The organism is Actinoplanes sp. TBRC 11911, from assembly GCF_012933445.1.
GTDB lineage: Bacteria > Actinomycetota > Actinomycetes > Mycobacteriales > Micromonosporaceae > Actinoplanes.
In genome coordinates, this window is record NZ_JABBNC010000015.1 from 50,229 (window position 1) to 67,714 (window position 17,486).

The window sequence follows — 17,486 nt, forward strand, 5'->3', positions numbered from 1 at the left end:
CGATCAGATGGCCGTGGCGGTTTTGGTGCTGGTGCGGTGCAGCCCGAGGTAGGCGACGAGTGCGACGATGGCGGCCGCCCATGCCGCGGTGACGGGTCCGGTTCCCCAGCCGAGGCCGTGGCGGTCGGTGGGTACGCCCATCCAGTCGGCGAAGGATGCGCCGAGGGGCCGGGTGATGACGTACGCGGTCCAGAAGGCGGCGATCGCGTTGAGCCTGTGGGTGCGGAACGCCAGCGCGGGCAGGCAGATGGCGGCGGCGAACACCAACCCGGACGGTAGGTAGCCCCAGCCGAGGGTGGTGGCGGTGAGGTCGCCGGCGGCGGTGCCCAGGGCGAAGGTGATCAGCACGGTGGCCCAGTAGAAGCGTTCGGGGCGGCCGCGGGTGACGGTGTGGATCGACAGGGTGCCTTCGCGGGCGTGCCACCACCAGAGTGTCAAGGCGAGGGCTGCCGCGAACACGGCGGTGGAGACGGCGTACGGGATGGAAAGCCCGACGTGCAGTCCGTCGGCGGCCATGGTGCCGAAAATGCTGACCATGACCACGGTGAACCAGTAGAGGCCGGTGCGGTATCGGCGTGCGCGCAACTGGAGGTAGAGGGCCGCGGCGAGGGCGGCCAGCGCCAACGCCACGGCTATCGGTGGATCGATCGCGCGGGCGAGGAAGTCCGATGCGGTCTCGCCCATGCCGGTTGTCAGCACCTTGATCACCCAGAACAGGGCCGTCACCTGCGGCACCTTGGCCACGAGAGCGGCTGGGCGGCGGATTCGATCATCGACTGTCACGGCGGACAGGGTCACCGGGCCGGCCTGAAGAAACGCTGAGCGCGAGATCTCTTACGGCTTTCTTATGACGCGTATGTACTCGGTGTATACCTCCAGTGTATTCTTCCGGCATGAGTGTTCCCCTCACCCTCCTCGGCCTCCTGGAACGCGAGCCGAGTCACGGCTACGACCTGAAGCGGGACTACGACACCTTCTTCGGCCGTGGCAAGCCGCTGCCGTTCGGCCAGGTCTACTCGACGCTCGGGCGGCTGACCCGAGACGGCAAAGTCGTCGTCAGCGAGGTCAGCCCCGGCGACGGGCCCGACCGCAAGCGCTACGTGATCACCGACCTGGGGGCGACCGAGCTCGAGCAGTGGCTGACCCAGCCGGTGGAGCCGGAACCCCACCTGCAGACCGTGCTGTTCTCCAAGGTCGTGCTGGCGTTGATGCTCGAGCGTCCGGCCGAGGAATATCTGGACACCCAGCGCGCCGCTCACCTGCAGCGGATGCGCGAGCTCACCGAGGTCAAACGTGCCGGCGGCCTGGTCGACGGGCTGCTCGCCGACCACGGCCTCTACCACCTCGAGGCCGACCTGCGGTGGATCGAAACGACCAGTGCCCGATTGGACGCCCTGCGGAAGGCGGTACAGCGATGACAATCCTGGAAGCCCGGAACGTCATGTTCTCCTTCGGGGCGACGCCCGCGCTGCGCGGGGCGACCATCGAGGTGGCATCCGGCGAGATCCTGGCCGTCATGGGACCGAGCGGCTCCGGCAAGTCCACCTTGCTGCACTGCCTCGCCGGCATTCTCGTGCCCAATTCCGGCGAGGTCGTTTTCGACGGGTCGCGAGTCGACTCGATGACCGAGACCAAGCGCAGTGCCTTACGTCGGGACCGGTTCGGATTCGTGTTCCAGTTCGGACAGTTGGTTCCCGAGCTGACGGCCGCCGAGAACGTGGCGCTGCCGTTGATGCTCAGCGGGATCCGCCGGACGCCCGCGCTGGCCAAGGCGTACGGGTTCGTCGAACGGCTGGGTCTCGACGGGCTGGGGGAGCGCCGGTCGGGGGAGCTGTCGGGTGGGCAGGCGCAACGTGTCGCGCTCGCGCGGGCTCTGGTCGCCGGGCCGGAAATCCTGTTCGCCGACGAGCCGACCGGTTCGCTGGACTCGCTGACCGGCGAACAGGTGATGGATCTGCTGGTCGGCACCGCGCGGGAGCAGGGCACCACGGTCATTCTGGTCACCCACGAGCCGCGCGTCGCCGCGTACGCCGACCGGGAAGTCATCGTGCGCGACGGGCGGGTCAACGCACCGCACCGGGTCGCGTCATGATCGGCTTCGGGCTGCGCCTGGCCGTGGCCGGCGGGCGCGAGGCGCTCACCCGTCTGGTCATCATCGCCGCCGCCGTGGCGGTTGGTGCGGGTCTGCTGCTGGCCACCTTCGCCGGGATCAACGCCGTCAACGCCCAGCTCACCCGGTACGCCGCGCTGTATCCGCCGTCCACGTCGGGCGCGTCCGGGGATCCGCTGTGGTGGAGTACCCGCGAGGACTACTTCCACGGCGAGCAGATCCTGCGGGTCGACGTTGCCGCCACCGGCGCCGCATCGCCTGTCCCGGTCGGCATCCCGAGGACTCCCGCTGTCGGGGAGTATTACGCCTCATCGGCGCTGCAGCGGTTACTCGCCGCCAACCCGGGTGACCAGCTCGCCGATCGTTATCCCGTACACAATGTGGGAATTGTTGGCGATGCGGCGCTGACCTCGCCCGACACGCTATTGCTGATCGCCGGCAGCACGCCCGAGCTGCTGGCCGAGCAGCCGCGCGCGAGGCAGCTCACCAGCACCGGTGACAACGCACCCGCGCTGCCCGAGACCGTCGTGGATCTCATCATGAGCGTGATCGTGGCCGGGCTGCTGTTCCCGGTCCTGATCTTCATCGGCACCGCCACCCGGCTCAACGCTGCCCGCCGCGAGCAACGGTTCGCCGCGATGCGGCTGGTGGGTGCCACCCCGAGGCAGATCTCGGTGGTCGCGGCGATCGAGACAGCCTCCGCGGCGCTCGCCGGGACCGCACTGGGCTTCGTGTTGTTCTTCGTGTTCCGGGACTCGCTGGCGAGCATCCCGTTCACCGGCGACCGGTTCTTTTCCAGCGACATCTCGCTCGGCGGGTGGGACGTGCTGCTGGTCGCGGTGGGCGTGCCGGCCGGCGCGGCGCTGGCGGCGGCGGTGTCGCTGCGCCGGGTGCGGGTCTCGCCGCTGGGCATCACCCGGCGGACCACGCCACGGCCGCCGCGCTGGTACCGGCTGGTCCCGCTGCTGCTGGGCCTCGCCGAACTGACGTTCTTCCTCATCGGACCGAGGCCGGAGACCTCGGACGGGCAGATGGCGGTGTTCGTCCCCGGGCTGCTGCTGGTCATGACCGGCTTGTTGCTGGCCGGCCCACTGCTGACCATGGTCAGCGCCCGGGTCATGGCGCGGCGCTCCACCCGGCCGGCCATGCTCATCGCGGCGCGCCGCCTCGCGGACAACCCCAAGGCCGGCTTCCGGGCGATCAGCGGCATCATGCTCGCCCTGTTCATCACCACCGTGGCCACCGGCGTGATCACCACGATTGTCGCGAACCGTGGGCCCGCGCCCACCGGCTCGACCGACAGTGCCACGCTGTCGACCTACATGCCCGACGGGAAGCCGGTGCCGGCAACGACCCTCGCCGAGCTGCGTTCCACCCCCGGCGTCGAAGCCGCCACCGAACTCCGCGAGAATCCCGTCAAATACGCCGGCCCCGTGGTGGCGTGTTCCGACATCCCTGCCGCGTACGGGCGGTGCGCCGGCGGCGTCACCGTCGCCGAGGTGTCGACCGACCTCGTCCCGTACGGGGCGACGGCCGATCCCGCACGAGTGTGGCCCGCGTCCACCGTCCCGCTCGACGGGCTGGCGACGTTGCCGGCCGAATCGATCGTCGTTCTCACCGACGGCTCGGCAGCCGCCATCGAACGCGCACGCACCGCACTGGAGAAGGGGTACTCGGGCTACGCGGTCGCGCCGCATGTGCCCGGCGACTTCGAATCGGACTTCGCCGACACGCTGCGAGGCTGGCAGCAACTCGCCGACGTCGTCATCGTCGCCAGCCTCGCCATCGCCGGCTGCAGCCTCGCGGTCAGCGTGATCGGTGGCCTCACCGAACGCAAACGCCCGTTCAGCCTGCTGCGGCTCAGCGGCGCGCCGGTCCAGGTCCTGCGCCGAGTCGTGGCGTTCGAGACCGCCGCGCCGATGGTCACCGCTGCCGTTATCGCGATGGGGATGGGCTTCCTCGCGGCGCAACTGTTCCTCCAGGCGCAGATGGGCTACACCCTGGTGGCGCCGGGAGCGGCCTTCTACGGGATCGTGATCGCCGGGCTGGCGGCCTGTCTCGGCATCATCGCCTCCACCCTGCCGCTGCTGGAACGCATCACCGGCCCGGAGACCGCACGCAGCGAATGACCGAGTGATACCGCTGCCAGACGTCAGCGCTCCGTCCCGGGTGACGGTCTTGAGTCACCCGGGGCATGACGCGGTTCAGGCGATGCCGTCGAACGTGTCGAGAGTGCTGATCAGGGTTTTGAGGCTGCTTGCGCAGTCAGCTTGGCTGGGATTGCCCGCCCGCAGGGCGGTCAGGACGGTGTCGATTTGGTCGTCGAGCTTGTGCCACTTGCCGGGGTCGCGGGGTTTGAGGCCGGCCTCGGCATCGTCCCAGGCGACCTCGAGGTCCTTGACCCGGGTTTTGCCGCCGGACAGGTTGTTGGCGTTGACTTTGGCCTGGACATCGGTCGCGATCGTCACGAACGATGTCAGGTCCCCCAGCCGCGTTGTGGGATGCGGCTTTCGGGTGGCGGCTGCCGTGCTGGTGCCCTTGACGGTCAGGCCGGTGGTGGCGGTATCGCCGGGGGTGGTTTGTGCCGAGCTCAATACCGCGCCGACGGCGGCGACGGCCGCAACGCCGGCGGCAGCCCATCCGTAGTCGCGGCCGCGTCCGCTGCCTTTTGCCGTCACGCCGTGCTTGCCGACCAGGAGTTGTTCGCGGGCTACCAGCACCAGGATGACAGCGAAAAAGAGCAGGCTGGTGGCGCTGGCACCCAGCTCGAGGCCGCCGAACTGTTTGTCCTGGGTGAGCAGGTCACCCAGGGAAGCGCCGAGTGGCCGGGTCAGGACGTACGCGATCCAGAACGTCAGCACCAGGCCGGCGCCCGCCTTGCGGGCGATCCAGGCGGCCAGGATGAGCCCGCCGAAAATCAGTGCGCCGTTGCGGAAGCCCAGGCTCAGCGCCTCGGTGGCGTAGTCACCGGCGGCCGTGCCGAGCGCGAACGTGGTGAGGATGGCACCCCAGTAGAAGCCTTCGCGGCGCGGGGTGTCGATGGAGGCGATGGCCAGGGTGCGTTCCTGCCGGTACCAGATCGTGAAGACCACGGCGAGGACGACGGCGAAAGCGATGGTGCTGGCCAGCAGCGGGACGCCGAGGGTGTCGGTGAGGAAGTCGGTGATCTGGGTGCCGACGATGCTGACGAGCACGACGCACAGCCAGTAGATCCACGGCGTGTATCGGCTGGTGCGGAACTGGATGGCGAGCGCGGCGATCAGGACCACGGCCATGATCGCGTCGGTGGTGATCGGCCCGAGGCCGACGTTGACCGTCAGGTAGTCCGCGAACGTCTCGCCGATCGTGGTGGACAGCACCTTGATGATCCAGAACGTGGCGGTGATCGCCGGGACCTTGGTCATCCAGGTGCGCGTCTGTTCCGCGCGGGCAGAAGTCAGCGTCATGGAGAGTCTCCTAAAGAAAATTTTGGGACCAAGACGACAATCCATCATGAGTCCTGAAATTTCGCTGAAGACTCCTATCAGGTGATAATCACGGGATCCGGAGAGTCGCGCCGGTCAGACTTTACGGGTCGGAGAGGCCGCAGCGAGGTTCGCGTGCTCGGTGAGCCAGTCCCCGAACCCGGTGGAGGCGACCGGTTTGGAGATGTAGTAGCCCTGGATGGCGTTGCAGCCGACCGCGTCGAGCTGGTCGCGGGTTGCGCTGTCCTCGACGCCTTCGGCGACGACGTTGAGGCCGAGGTTGCGGCCGAGTTCCACGGTGGAGCGCACGATGATCGCGTCGCGTTCGCTGGTGGTCATGCGGCTGACGAAGGACCGGTCGATTTTGAGTTCGTCGACGGGCAGGGTTTTCAGGTACGCCATGGATGAGTAGCCGGTGCCGAAGTCGTCGATGGACAGCTGGACGCCGAGGTCGTGCAGTTGCTGGACGGTCTGCAACGCCCGGTCGGGGTCGGCCATGATCGCGGTTTCGGTGATCTCCAGGGTGAGCAGCCGGGCCGGTACCTGCCAGTGGGTGAGCAGGTCGCTGATCGTGGTGGGGAACCCGAGGTCGAGCAGCTGGTGGGTGGAGATGTTGACGGCGACGCTGAGCTGGTGGCCGTCGAGCATCCAGGAGCGGCACTGTCGTACCGCGGTGTCGAGCACGAATCGGGTCAGTGGCGTGATGAGGCCGGTGTGTTCGGCGAGAGGGATGAACTCGTCGGGCGGCACCATGCCGTGTTCGGGGTGGTGCCAGCGGATCAGTGCCTCGGCGCCGAGGACGGTAGCGGTGTGGGCGTCGACCTTGGGCTGGTAGTGCAGGGTGAGCTGGTTCTGGTCGATCGCGCGGCGCAAGTCGCTGGCGAGGGTGAGTTTGCGCGGGTCGGTGCTGTCTTGGCTGTCGTCGAACAGCAGGTATCCGGCGCGCCGGGTTTTGGCTGCGTACATGGCGATGTCCGCGCGCTGCATCAGCTCGTCGGCGGTGCTGCCGTGCTGCGGGCACAGGGCCGCGCCGATACTGCCGGCCACGGTGAGGCTCAGCCCGTCCAACAGGAACGGCTCGGCCAAAGCCTTCTGCAGGTCGCCGGCGAGCGCGGCAACGTCCTGCGCGTTGCTGACGCCGGGCAGCAGGACGGCGAATTCGTCGCCGCCGAGCCGGGCCACCGTCGGTTCGGGGCCCAGGATGGCCTGCATGCGCTGGGCGACCTCGATGAGCAGGTGGTCGCCGTAGTGGTGGCCGAGAGTGTCGTTGACCTCTTTGAACCGGTCCAGGTCGATCAGCAGCAGCGCCGCGCCGGTGTCGGCGTCGACGGATCGGGTGATGCGCTGGTGCAGCAGCACCCGGTTCGGCAAACCGGTGAGGGCATCGTGCGACGCCTGATACGTGGCGCGCCGGAACGACCGTGACCGCAGCCGGTGGGACTGCCATACCAGCAGCAGCATGATCAGCGCGCCCGAGCCGACGATCAGTCCCGCCCCGAGTTGTGCACGGGCGGAGGCGTTGTCCACCTGCTGCTTGTAGTGCCGGTCGGCGTCGGCAAGAGCCAGGGTCATCTGCTTGTAGGCCGGAGCGGCACGCTCGGCGTCGAGGCGCTGCGCGCCGCCGATGTCGCCTCGGCCGAGCAGGATGAACTCCTCATCGACCGCGTGATCGTAGGTCTCGAAGGTGTCCTGCACGGCCTGGGCCTGCGGGTTTCCGGGATCACGCAGCGAGAAATGGTCGCCGATGGCGTCGATGTAGTCGTGAATCTCCTGGCGGGTCTGCGCCGCGGAGGGCGACAGCCGGTTCGCCATCACCGCTTCCAACCGGATCGTGCTCTGCTGCCAGGCGGCACTTTGCATCTCGGTCAGGAGAAGGCGCAGTTCGCTGCTGCGTTCCGCGTCCTTCTGCAACTTGGTGATCGCCACGGTGCTCACACCGGCCACCACGATCGCGGTGAGCGCCAGCAGCCACAACAGGCCCATCCGCCAGCGGGAGGCGTCGCCTCGTGCGGCATCGACCGGGGGCACGATGGTCGCGCCGCGCCTGGCCATGTGCTGAGCGGATCCCGGCGATGATCCGCGCCGCCGCCACCGTGAGAGAAGAGTCCGCACGTCGCCTTTATCGGCATATCAGACGGCTGATCTGAGAACTCGGAGCTCTCGCACGCGTCGGGCGCCGGGCGGGGCTCGCTGGCGCGGATTTGCCCTGTGGTGTGGCAATGTTCCCCGATGGGGCAAGCAACGGTTTCGGCCGGGCCGGTGCTCGCCGTCGTCCTGGCGGCACTGGTGACGCTGGCGGTGGCGGCCGCGGCGATCGGCCGGCTCGGCGTCAGCCGCGCGGTAATCACCGCTTCCGTCCGCGCGGTGGTCCAGCTCGGCGCGGTGTCGCTGCTGATCGCGGCGGTGCTGCACTCCTGGTGGGCGACCGCAGGATTCATCGTGCTGATGACGCTGGTGGCAACCGCGACCTCGGCCCGTCGGGTGAGCACACTGCGGCTGGGATGGCTGGTGATTCTGCCCATCGTGTTCGGTGTGGCGCCGGCCGGCACCGTGATCGTGGCCGCCGGAACGATGCCCATGACCGAAGTGGCGGTACTGCCGATCGCAGGGATTCTGATCGGCGGTGCGATGACCGCGACCTCGCTCGCCGGTCGGCGGGCGCTGGACGAGCTACGTAACCGGCACGGTGAATACGAGGCCGCCCTGGCGCTTGGCTTTCTACCACGCGACGCCGCACTCGAGGTGGCCCGGCCGACGGCCGCGCAGGCCCTGGTGCCGGCTCTGGACCAGACACGCACGGTGGGGCTTGTGACGCTGCCCGGCGCGTTCGTCGGTGTTCTGCTCGGTGGCGGATCAGCGGTACAGGCCGGGGCGACCCAGCTGCTGGTGCTCATCGCGTTGCTGGCGGCGGAGGCGATTGCAGCGGCGGTGACGCTGGAACTGGTCGCCCGCGGGTTGATCCGCAGACCACACGGGACAGAAACTCCCACGAGATCCGGCTGGCGGTCGCGAACGTCCACCACGCCGGGATCTTCTGAACCAGAACGCCGATCTTGGCTGGCTCGCCGGGGGAAACGCCAGCGGTGAGGCGGAGCCAGCCCCAAAGGCCGTTCTCCGTCTGTCACTGGCCGGGCGACCCATATCCGCTGCATACGGTGAGTAATAACATCGAGGGCCGCCGACGCCCGAATCGCGGCATGAGAGTCGCCTTCCGTAAGCTGGTAAAGAGAGCTGATGAATAGCCCGGAATTGGCGTGCCGGCAATGTGTCTTGTGTGGACGGTTATGGTTTTCTGGGGTTGGCACGATCGTTTTGATGCGAGGCCGTCCGCAGGGCGGGAAAATGTATTCATGCGGTACCAGCAGCTTTCCTTGTTCACCCGGCCGGTGACGGCTGCTCTGCGTGACCGCACTAAGGCACGAGGATATTCGCCGGGAAAGGACGCGTTTCGTGGTGAACAGGCACGGCGGCGGTCTTGGGGGTTGGCGCGCCGGCACGCGCGTAAACTGTGCCGGGCGCATGGCTGTTCCGACGAATGCGCGATCATCGGCCTGCATGACCTGGCTGAGGCGGTCCCGCCGTTGATCTGGCCCGCCGAGGCAACCCTGACCCAGCGCCCGGCACCAGCGGCAGCCAACCAGCCGGATAGAGCAAGCCGTGCCGTACCGGCAGGCTCCCCGGCCCCGGAAGCCACGCCGCAGCGCGCCCGGCCTGCCGGCCCGGATGGACGAGCCGCGCCGGCGGGTCACCCCGATTACGTAGCCTGCCGCGACACCGGCCGGCACCGCGAGCTCACCGGTCACACCGGGCCGGTAGACCGCGCCGCACCCCGTAATCCGGCCGCACCCCGTAATCCCGCCGCACCCCGCGACCCGTCCGCCCCACCCAACCCGGCTGTGCTCCGCAACCCAGCCGCGCCGCGCGAGAGTCGGGTCGCGCCCGCGCAGCGTGGCGACCCACACCGCGGGCCGCCCCCAGCCGCGGCAAGCATGCGACCCCCAGACGAGAGCGCCGCCCCCGCCGCCCGCATGCTTGCACCGGCACGTCGCGGCCACCAGCACGGGAGGCGACCCACAGCAAGGCCGTCGGCGGGCACGGCAATCAGGCCACCGGCTTGGCGACGACTCACACCCGCCCAGCACATCGTGCCCATATTCCGCTGTCACGCCACCGGCACACGACAACGGCCCGGAAAAACCCGCCACCAATTCGCCTGCCCGGATCAGCGGGTAAAGCTGCGGAATATTGGACGAAAGGACCGCGGACCGCCGTGCGCCAACGTTTCCGATCGACGACGGCGAACACCCCTTCAGCGGAACGGCTGTGCGGTCCACCCCGGCAGTTCAGGACCTTCGCCAGAGCTAGACGCGCCCGTCGCCACGCGTTGCACGCAGGGCTAGCCGAGCAATTCGCCGCACTCATCTCGGCAAATCCGGACGCCGCCGAATGGCGGTGGTGCATCACTTCGCGTAATCGCTGATCTCTGGGTTCTCCCTGCAGCAATACTGGCCCGAGGCTTACGTATTCGCTGGCGTATCTGGCTCTGCATGTACACCCACACAGAGCGTTGGTGGCTTCGATGCGAGCAAACCCGGGCGATCGCCGCGGCGGCGAGCAGCAGCAGCCGCGCTGAGATAGCTGTCCAGGCCGAGCAGCGGTGCGCTGTGACCGGCCACGGCCACCGTGAGCAGAGCGAAAGCGACCGCCGACCGACCGGTCAAGAGAAGGGGCGTGCGTCGGTCGACGGTCATCTTCCGACCTTACACCTACGCCATGTAGGTGTAATTCGTGTCGGCGGCCGCGCCGAGCTGCCGGGCCGGGATATCGTGAAGCCGGAGGTCAGCGACGGTGACGACGAACGACAACCGGCGGCCGCGAGGCGCCCTGGAAGCCGCGGTCATGACGGCGTTGTGGGCCGCGCAGGCCCCGATGTCCGCCACTGAGGTCCAGCACGAACTCGGCGGCGATCTGGCCTACAACACGGTGCAGACCATCCTCACCCGTCTGCACGAGAAGAACGCCGTGCAGCGTCGGCTCGACGGTCGGCGACACACTTACTGGCCGGTGGTCGATGCGGCGACGGCGGCCGCGGCACAGATGAAAGCGGCGCTGGGGGAGCGGTCCGACCGGCACGCGGTGCTTCAGCAGTTCGCGGCGTCTCTGGACGAGGCCGATGCGGCGTTGCTGCGGCAGGTGCTGGCCGGTACCGAGAGGCGCCGGCGGTGACCGTCGCCGTCTACCTGCCGTTGCTGCTGGGGTTGCCGCTGGCGCTCGCGGCGCCCTGGATCGCCGCCCGGGGCGCTCCGGGACCGGCCGCCTGGGCTCTGAGCCTCGCCTCGGCGATCGCGGCCGCGTGTTCGACCTGGTCGCTGGCGCTTCTCGCGCTGACCATGCTGGACGACGTGCCACCGTTGGCAGCCTTGGACAACCATCCCGCGCTGGAACTCCCGGAGCCGGTACCGGGACCGGTCGCGTTCATGGCGGCCCTCGTATTGATCGGCGGCGCCGCGCGACTCGGCATCGATGCGCACCGCAGGGTCACCACGCATCGGCGGCTACGGGCCATTGGCGACGCTCGCCAGCAGGCCGAAGCCGGGATGGTGGTGGCGGACTGGGAGACGCCGATGGCGGTGGCGATTCCCGGCACCGCCCGTCGCCGGGGACATCTGCTGGTCACCACCGGCATTCTCCGGTTGCTCGACGCCGGGGAGCGGCGGGTCGTGCTCGCCCATGAGCACGCCCATCTCGTTCACCGCCATCACCGGCTGACCGCGACCGCCGCGGCGGCGGCCGCGCTCAACCCGTTGCTGATACCGGTGCGTGACGCGGTCGCGTACCTGGTGGAACGCTGGGCCGACGAGGACGCGGCGGCCGAGGTCGGCGATCGTGGTGTCGCGGCGCGGGCGGTGGCCCGTGCTGCCCTCGCGGCGTCCGGTTCGCCGGCATCAGCCGCGCTGGGCATCGACGGCGGCGTTGTGGTGCGACGGGTGCAAGCGCTGACTCAGCCCGCCCCCACCCCGCACTGCCGCCGCCTGGCCATTCCGGTCCTGCTCAGCGTGATCCTTCTCGGCGTCGCCGCGGCCACCACGGAGGCGTTCGTCCACCTGGCCCAAGCCTGGCTGTGAGACAGCGGGCTCAAACGCCGTCATCGCCGCCAGATGTCCGGCAGGCCGTTGCGGTGCCGGGCGATGCCGGTGTGCGGGAGACCGTACATGGTTTGCAGGGTGTGCAGCAGGTCGTAGTGGTCGACACGGTCGCGGTACTGGCCGGGGCGCACGCCGGCGCCGGCGATGATGGTGGCGATGCGGTTGCCGCCGGTGCGGTTGTCCTCGTCGAAGCTGAGCACGAACAGGCTGTTGTGTGTTGTGGCCCAGTCGATGTAGGGCGTGAATTGCTTTCCGAGCCAGCGATCCCCGTACGCCTTGGGGCAGTCATGCATGTCGTGACACAGGTTCGGGGTGACGAAGGCGACCGTGGGCAGGCGGCGAAAATCCGACGGAAAGGAGGCGTACGGCAAATTGGCGGTTGATGGGATGTTGCTGAAGTTGACCCAGGGGTTGTGGCGGCGCACGTAGCGGCGGTAGGAGCAGCCGGTGAACCCGGCGTGCGGCAGGTCTTCGGAGTAGCCGGCGAAAGTGTGGCCGGCGTCGATGAGCTGGCGGCCGAGGTTGGGGCGGGCGCCGAGGTCGTGCGGGCTGCCGTTGTCGGTGACGCCCTGGGTGGATCCGGAGAACAGGGCGAGGTAGTTCGGCTGGCTGGGGTGGGTTTCGGCGCGGAAGTCGAGCATGCTGGCGGAATTGCGGGCCAGGGCGGTGATCCAGGGCGTTTTCGCGTTGCCGACCACCGCGTCGTAGCGCTTGTTCTCGAGCATCACGATCACGACATGGTCGGGTCGAGGTGGCGAAGGGGCGGCGTGGACCGGTGATGCGCTGGTGGTGAGCGCGGCGATGGTGGTGATAACGAGTGCGGCACGCATGACGTCTCCCGAGAAAATACGAAATATCCGGTTACGCCTACATCTTGTAGGAGTGCGTGCTGGAAAGCCGGCACGACACCCGTTCAGTGGCGTGGCGACTTCTTACGGCGCGCGCGCAGCAGTTCGATCGCGACCGGGATCAGCGATATCGCGACGATGGCGACGAGGATGAGCTCGATGTTCGACTTGACGAAGGTGACCTGGCCCAGGAAATAGCCCAGGATTGTCACCCCGCAGCCCCAGGCCGTACCGCCGATGACGTTGTAGAGCAGGAACGTGCGGTAATGCATGTGGCTGGCGCCGGCCACGATCGGCGTGAAGGTGCGCACGATCGGCACGAACCGGGCCAGCACGATGGAGCGGGCGCCGTATTTGGCGAAGAACTCGCCGGCGCGGGTCAGATTCTCCTGTTTGAACAGCCGGGAGTCCGGTCGCCGGAACAGCGACGGGCCGAATCGGCGTCCGAACGCATAGCCGAATTGGTCGCCCGCCACGGCCGCGGCCGACACGAGCAGGCACATGAGCCAGAGTGGCTGGTGCAGGTAGGTGCCGTCGGCGACGAGCAGGCCGGTGGTGAACAGCAGCGAGTCGCCGGGCAGGAAGAAGCCGATGAGCAGCCCGGATTCGGCGAACACCATGACGAGGATGCCGATCAGGCCGAACGTCGAGATCAGCGATTGCGGGTCGAGAAATGACGGGCCCACGTTCCGCCTTTCATTCGATGGCCTGCGAGGGCGGAATGCCCAGCAGGCGGAACTTTAAACCTACATGTTGTAGGTATTGGACATGAGCGGCAGGGTGATCCGCATCGCGGCGCCGTGGGTCAGGGCGTCGGCGGTGAGGGTGCCGTGGTGAGCGGTGACGATGTCGCGGGCGATCGCGAGGCCCAGTCCGGCGCCGCCGCCGTGCCGGGAGCGGCTGTCGTCGAGCCGGACGAAGCGGTCGAAGATGCGTTCGCGGTCGGCAGCCGGGATCGGCGGGCCGTCGTTACCGATGACGATCTCGCCGATGCCGATGCCGATGCCGCCGCTGTCACGGGCGGTGAGGCTGATGGTGACGGTCTTGCGGGCGTGGCGGACGGCGTTGTCGACCAGATTGCGCAGCACCCGGTGCAGCTGCTCGGGATCCCCGCTGATCCGGACCGGCTCGACCCGCCCGTCAACCAGCAACTGCGGGTGCTCGAGACTAACGCGGTCGCGCTGAACGTAGACGAGATCATCGAGGTCGACGTCCTCATGGCGTACGCGCAATGCCTGGTCGTCGACCCGGGCCAGCAGCAACAGATCGTCGACGAGTTTGGCCATGCGCCGGCTCTCGGTGTGGATGCGCCCGGCCGGGGCGGCTTCGGTGTCGGGCAGGCCGGCGGAGACGAGCAGGTCGGCGTTGGCGTGGATGGTGGCGAGGGGGCTGCGCAGTTCGTGGCTGGCGTCGGCGACGAACCGGCGTTGCGCGGCCGAGGCCGTCTCGATCCGGTCCAGCATCGTGTTCATCGTGTCGGCCAGGGCGGCGATCTCGTCGTCGGCGACCGGCACGGGCAGGCGGGTGTGCAGATTCCGCGCGGTGATCGTGGCGGCTTGCCGGGTCATCGCCTCGACCGGGCGCAGCGTGCGCCCGACGAACAGGAACGTCGCCACCGCCACGATGATCGTGAGCACCGGCAGGCCGACCACCACCGCGGCGGCGATCGCTTCATCGGCGTCGTTGACCGTGTCGGTGGACTCGGCGACCAGCGCGGTCTGCACCCCGGTGGGCGTGTGGACACCGGTCGCGATGATCAGGAACGGGGCTTCTTCGCCGAGGTTGAGGTGTTTGGTCTCCTGCAGGCGTTTGCCCGCGGCCGGCCGTAGCGCGGAGATCGGCGGGTGGTCGGCGATCGCCGTCGAAGCGCCGATGACCTGGCCGGCGGAGTCGAGGACCTGAGCGACGGTACGGCCGGGGGACGCGGGGCGCAGCGCCGCCGTAACGGCCGACGCGTCGCCGGCGGCCATCGCTGTGCTCAGCTGGGTGGCGCGGTCGCCGGCCGCCGTGTTGACGTTGTCGACCAGCACGCCGTGCGCGGTCAGCAGCAGCACCCCACCGGCGAGCAGCGAGGCGACCGCGACGACCACACCGGCCGCGAGCGCGGAACGCATCCGCACTCCGAGCCGCCGTCGTAGCCTCACGACCAGGGGTTTTCGCATGGCCGCCACGCTAAGAGGGCGGTGCTGAACGAGCCCTGAAAGCCGTTGTTCAGCTGAAGAAACGTTGAAGATCGGCCTCTTCAGGGTTTTCTTAGCCGGTGGTCGTCAGGGTGCGGCCATGAACACGGATGGGTACCGGCCGTTTCGCCGTTTCTTGAGCAAGGTCCCCGAGGTCACGATCTTCTTCTGGGTCATCAAGATTCTGGCGACCACGGTGGGCGAGACGTTCGCGGACTTCCTCAACACCACGCTCGGTCTGGGGCTGACGTTGACCACGGTGGTGATGTGCGCGGTCCTCGCCGTCGTGCTGGTGCTGCAGTTCCGCGAGATTCGCTACGTCCCGACCTTGTATTGGCTGGTCGTGGTGCTGGTCAGCATCGTCGGCACGTTGTTCACCGACGGCCTGGTCGACGACCTCGGGGTGTCCTTGGAGGTCACCACCGGGGTGTTCGCGGTGCTGCTGGCGGCAACCTTCACCATTTGGTACGCCACGGAGAAGACGCTGTCGATCACGACAGTCGACACGCCGCGTCGTGAGGCCTTCTACTGGCTGGCGATTCTCTTCACGTTCGCGCTGGGCACCTCGTTCGGCGATCTGGTCTCCGAGGTCTTCCGTCTGGGGTACGCCGCGGCGGCCATCCTGTTCGTCCTGGTGATCGCCGCGGTGTGGGACGCGCATCGTTACCTGCGATTGGGCACGGTGGTCGCGTTCTGGATCGCGTACGTGGCGACCCGTCCGCTCGGTGCCTCGCTCGGCGACTATCTCGCCCAGCCGCGCGTCGCCGGTGGTCTGGGGCTGGGCACCGTGTTCACCAGCCTGATCTTCCTGGTCACGATCCTCGGCCTGGTGGTGTATCTGACGATGTCGCAACGCGACCGGCCGAGCCTGGACAACGCCGCACGCCGCGCCGGGTCCGCGTGGTGAGCGCTCCCGTGGTGATCTTCTCGGCGAGCATCGGGGCCGGGCACGACGGTGCCGCCGCCGAGCTCGCCCGCCGCCTCGAAGATCAAGGGCAGGCGGTGGTCCGGCACGACTTTCTCGACATGCTCCCTGCCGGGCTCGGCTTGCGACTGCGTTCCCTGTACGCGTCGCAGCTGCACACGTTTCCGCAAAGCTGGGCCCATGTTCTGACCGTGGCCGGGCGTCCCCGCGTCGCGTCCGGTGCCGCCGGCCTGTCCGTGCGGCTGGCCGCGAGCAGGATGCTGGCCGCGATTCCGCTGGACGCGTCCGCCGTGGTGTCCACATACCCGCTCGCGACACAGGTGCTCGGCCGGCTGCGTAGCACCGAGCGGCTTCCGATGCCGGTGGCCGCGGTGATGACCGACCCGTGGGTGCATCCGCTGTGCGTCGCCGGCGGTGTCGACGTGCACCTTGCTCCGGGCCGGCCGATCGCCGCGCAGGTGCATCGGCTAGGCGGGCCCGCCGTGGCGGTTGCCCCGCTCGTGCGTCCGGCGTTCCAGCCGGTATCCGGGCCCGGCGAACGAGCCGCGGCCCGCCACCGGCTCGGATTACCTGTCGACGAACGTCTCGCTGTCGTGGTCGCCGGCTCGTGGGGCGTCGGCGATGTGGCCGCCACCGCACGCGACATCACCGCGAGCGGTGTCGCGGTGCCGGTTGTCGTGTGCGGACGCAACGAGAGGCTGCACCGTCGCCTGGACCGAACCTCAGATGCAATCGTCTTCGGCTGGGTCGACACGATGCCCGACCTGCTGCGCGCCGCCGACGTGGTCGTGCACAACGCCGGCGGGTTGTCCAGCGCCGAGGCGATGGCCAGCGGCGTACCGGTGATCAGCTACCGCTGCCTGCCCGGCCACGGCGTCGCCAACGCCGCGGCTCTCGAAGACGCCGACGTCTCACCATGGCCACAAACCGTGGCGGAGCTGACCGTGGAAGTCAAGCTGGCGATTACCGGGATGGCCCGCCGGCCGCCCGCCGAGGCCGGCCCGGACGCCACAGCGATCATCACTTCGCTGACCGCCACCGGGGTGGTGCCGGCCGCGGCCGAGGTGATCGCGGCATGAGTACCGCCCAGCTGGTCGGTGTGGCCGTCGCCGCGGCCGCGGCCGCCTACGCCGGCCCGGCTCTGGCCGCGGTCGGTCCGGCGCGACGGCGCCTGTTGCCGGCGCTGTCCGGGGTCGGGGATCGCCATCACGTCGCACTCACCTTCGACGACGGACCCCATCCGGAGGCCACGCCCGAGGTGTTGCGGCTGCTCGACATCGCCGGTGTGCGGGCGACATTCTTTCTTCTCGGCCGCATGGCCGAGGAGCACCCCGGCGTGGCCCGGGCAATCGTCGACGCCGGCCATGAGATCGGGTTGCACGGCTACGAACACCGGTTGCTGCTCAAACGCCGGGTTGCCGCGACGCTCGGCGACCTCGCCCGTGGCTGTGCGTCGATCACCGCGATCACCGGGCAGACGCCGCGCTGGTGGCGGCCCCCGTACGGGGTGGCCAGCACGGCCGCGCTGCTCGGCGCGCGCCGGCTCGGACTCACCCCGGTGCTGTGGACCTGCTGGGGCCGCGACTGGACACCGTCGGCAACCCCGGAATCAGTGTTCCGCACCGTGCGGCGTGGACTGCGTGGTGGCGGCACCATCCTGCTGCACGACAGCGACCACGCCGCCACACCCCTGTCGTGGGAGAACGCCGTCGGAGCGCTGCCGGCGATCCTCACCTATTGCCAGGCCCGCGGTTTCGAGGTCGGCCCGCTCGCCGAACACGGCATCCACTGATCGGTTTCGGCGCACCCTCCG

Annotated in this window: 15 protein-coding genes; 9 read left to right on the forward strand and 6 right to left on the reverse strand. The window is 68.9% G+C overall.

Translation table 11 applies throughout. From position 1 onward, the window contains the following. Positions 1-3: 3 nt before the first annotated feature. Entirely contained in the window at positions 4-783 is a 780-nt protein-coding gene (locus HH310_RS21310) for a hypothetical protein (protein ID WP_169177364.1), read from the reverse strand. 110 nt (positions 784-893) lie between these two features. Between HH310_RS21310 and HH310_RS21315 the strand changes: the two genes are divergently transcribed. From HH310_RS21315 to HH310_RS21325, 3 genes are read left to right on the forward strand one after another with little or no spacing between them, the layout of a single operon-like run. Beyond that, positions 894-1,418, forward strand: a complete 525-nt coding sequence (locus HH310_RS21315; protein WP_169177365.1) for a PadR family transcriptional regulator — start codon at positions 894-896, stop codon at positions 1,416-1,418. Beyond that, on the forward strand, positions 1,415-2,092 hold the full coding sequence (locus HH310_RS21320) for an ABC transporter ATP-binding protein (RefSeq protein WP_169177366.1): 678 nt from the start codon (positions 1,415-1,417) through the stop codon (positions 2,090-2,092). The genes HH310_RS21315 and HH310_RS21320 overlap by 4 nt, the downstream gene beginning before the upstream one ends. Then, complete coding sequence (locus tag HH310_RS21325) at positions 2,089-4,239, forward strand: FtsX-like permease family protein (protein ID WP_169177367.1); 2,151 nt, start codon at positions 2,089-2,091, stop codon at positions 4,237-4,239. Before HH310_RS21320 ends, HH310_RS21325 begins: the two co-directional genes overlap by 4 nt. Positions 4,240-4,314: 75 nt before the next feature. On the opposite strand, the gene HH310_RS21330 is transcribed toward HH310_RS21325, so the two are convergent. After that, positions 4,315-5,556, reverse strand: a complete 1,242-nt coding sequence (locus tag HH310_RS21330; RefSeq protein ID WP_248294238.1) for a hypothetical protein — start codon at positions 5,554-5,556, stop codon at positions 4,315-4,317. A gap of 114 nt (positions 5,557-5,670) precedes the next feature. Next, the gene (locus HH310_RS21335; RefSeq protein WP_169177368.1) at positions 5,671-7,626 is read right to left on the reverse strand and encodes a bifunctional diguanylate cyclase/phosphodiesterase; all 1,956 of its coding nucleotides are present in this window, start codon (positions 7,624-7,626) and stop codon (positions 5,671-5,673) included. 177 nt (positions 7,627-7,803) lie between these two features. Here HH310_RS21335 and HH310_RS21340 point away from each other — a divergent pair, with 177 nt between their 5' ends. From HH310_RS21340 to HH310_RS21350, 3 genes are all read left to right on the forward strand, one after another. After that, complete coding sequence (locus HH310_RS21340; RefSeq protein WP_169177369.1) at positions 7,804-8,661, forward strand: ABC transporter permease; 858 nt, start codon at positions 7,804-7,806, stop codon at positions 8,659-8,661. 1,761 nt (positions 8,662-10,422) lie between these two features. Then, complete coding sequence (locus HH310_RS21345; RefSeq protein WP_312034246.1) at positions 10,423-10,800, forward strand: BlaI/MecI/CopY family transcriptional regulator; 378 nt, start codon at positions 10,423-10,425, stop codon at positions 10,798-10,800. Further along, positions 10,797-11,699: a M48 family metalloprotease gene (locus tag HH310_RS21350; RefSeq protein ID WP_169177370.1), complete on the forward strand. Its 903-nt coding sequence runs from the start codon at positions 10,797-10,799 to the stop codon at positions 11,697-11,699. Before HH310_RS21345 ends, HH310_RS21350 begins: the two co-directional genes overlap by 4 nt. Before the next feature lie 20 nt (positions 11,700-11,719). Here HH310_RS21350 and HH310_RS21355 read toward each other — a convergent pair whose 3' ends face one another. The 3 genes from HH310_RS21355 to HH310_RS21365 form a co-directional block, all read right to left on the reverse strand. Next, positions 11,720-12,550, reverse strand: a complete 831-nt coding sequence (locus tag HH310_RS21355) for an alkaline phosphatase family protein (RefSeq protein WP_169177371.1) — start codon at positions 12,548-12,550, stop codon at positions 11,720-11,722. An 83-nt stretch (positions 12,551-12,633) separates the two neighbouring features. Continuing rightward, a complete protein-coding gene (locus tag HH310_RS21360) occupies positions 12,634-13,254 on the reverse strand; it encodes a VTT domain-containing protein (RefSeq protein ID WP_169177372.1) in 621 nt (206 codons plus the stop codon). Between the two features lie 60 nt (positions 13,255-13,314). Further along, on the reverse strand, positions 13,315-14,730 hold the full coding sequence (locus HH310_RS21365) for a cell wall metabolism sensor histidine kinase WalK (protein ID WP_248294239.1): 1,416 nt from the start codon (positions 14,728-14,730) through the stop codon (positions 13,315-13,317). Positions 14,731-14,848: 118 nt separating this feature from the next. Here HH310_RS21365 and HH310_RS21370 point away from each other — a divergent pair, with 118 nt between their 5' ends. Genes HH310_RS21370 through HH310_RS21380 form a run of 3 tightly spaced genes read left to right on the forward strand, consistent with a single transcriptional unit; the run spans position 14,849 to position 17,465 of the window. Next, the gene (locus HH310_RS21370; protein ID WP_169177373.1) at positions 14,849-15,655 is read left to right on the forward strand and encodes a hypothetical protein; all 807 of its coding nucleotides are present in this window, start codon (positions 14,849-14,851) and stop codon (positions 15,653-15,655) included. Further along, positions 15,652-16,752, forward strand: coding sequence for a glycosyltransferase (locus tag HH310_RS45435; protein ID WP_169177374.1), 1,101 nt, complete (start codon positions 15,652-15,654; stop codon positions 16,750-16,752). The genes HH310_RS21370 and HH310_RS45435 overlap by 4 nt, the downstream gene beginning before the upstream one ends. After that, positions 16,749-17,465 (forward strand): polysaccharide deacetylase family protein, encoded by a 717-nt coding sequence (locus tag HH310_RS21380; RefSeq protein WP_169177375.1) that lies wholly within the window; start codon positions 16,749-16,751, stop codon positions 17,463-17,465. The genes HH310_RS45435 and HH310_RS21380 overlap by 4 nt, the downstream gene beginning before the upstream one ends. Positions 17,466-17,486 lie beyond the last annotated feature (21 nt).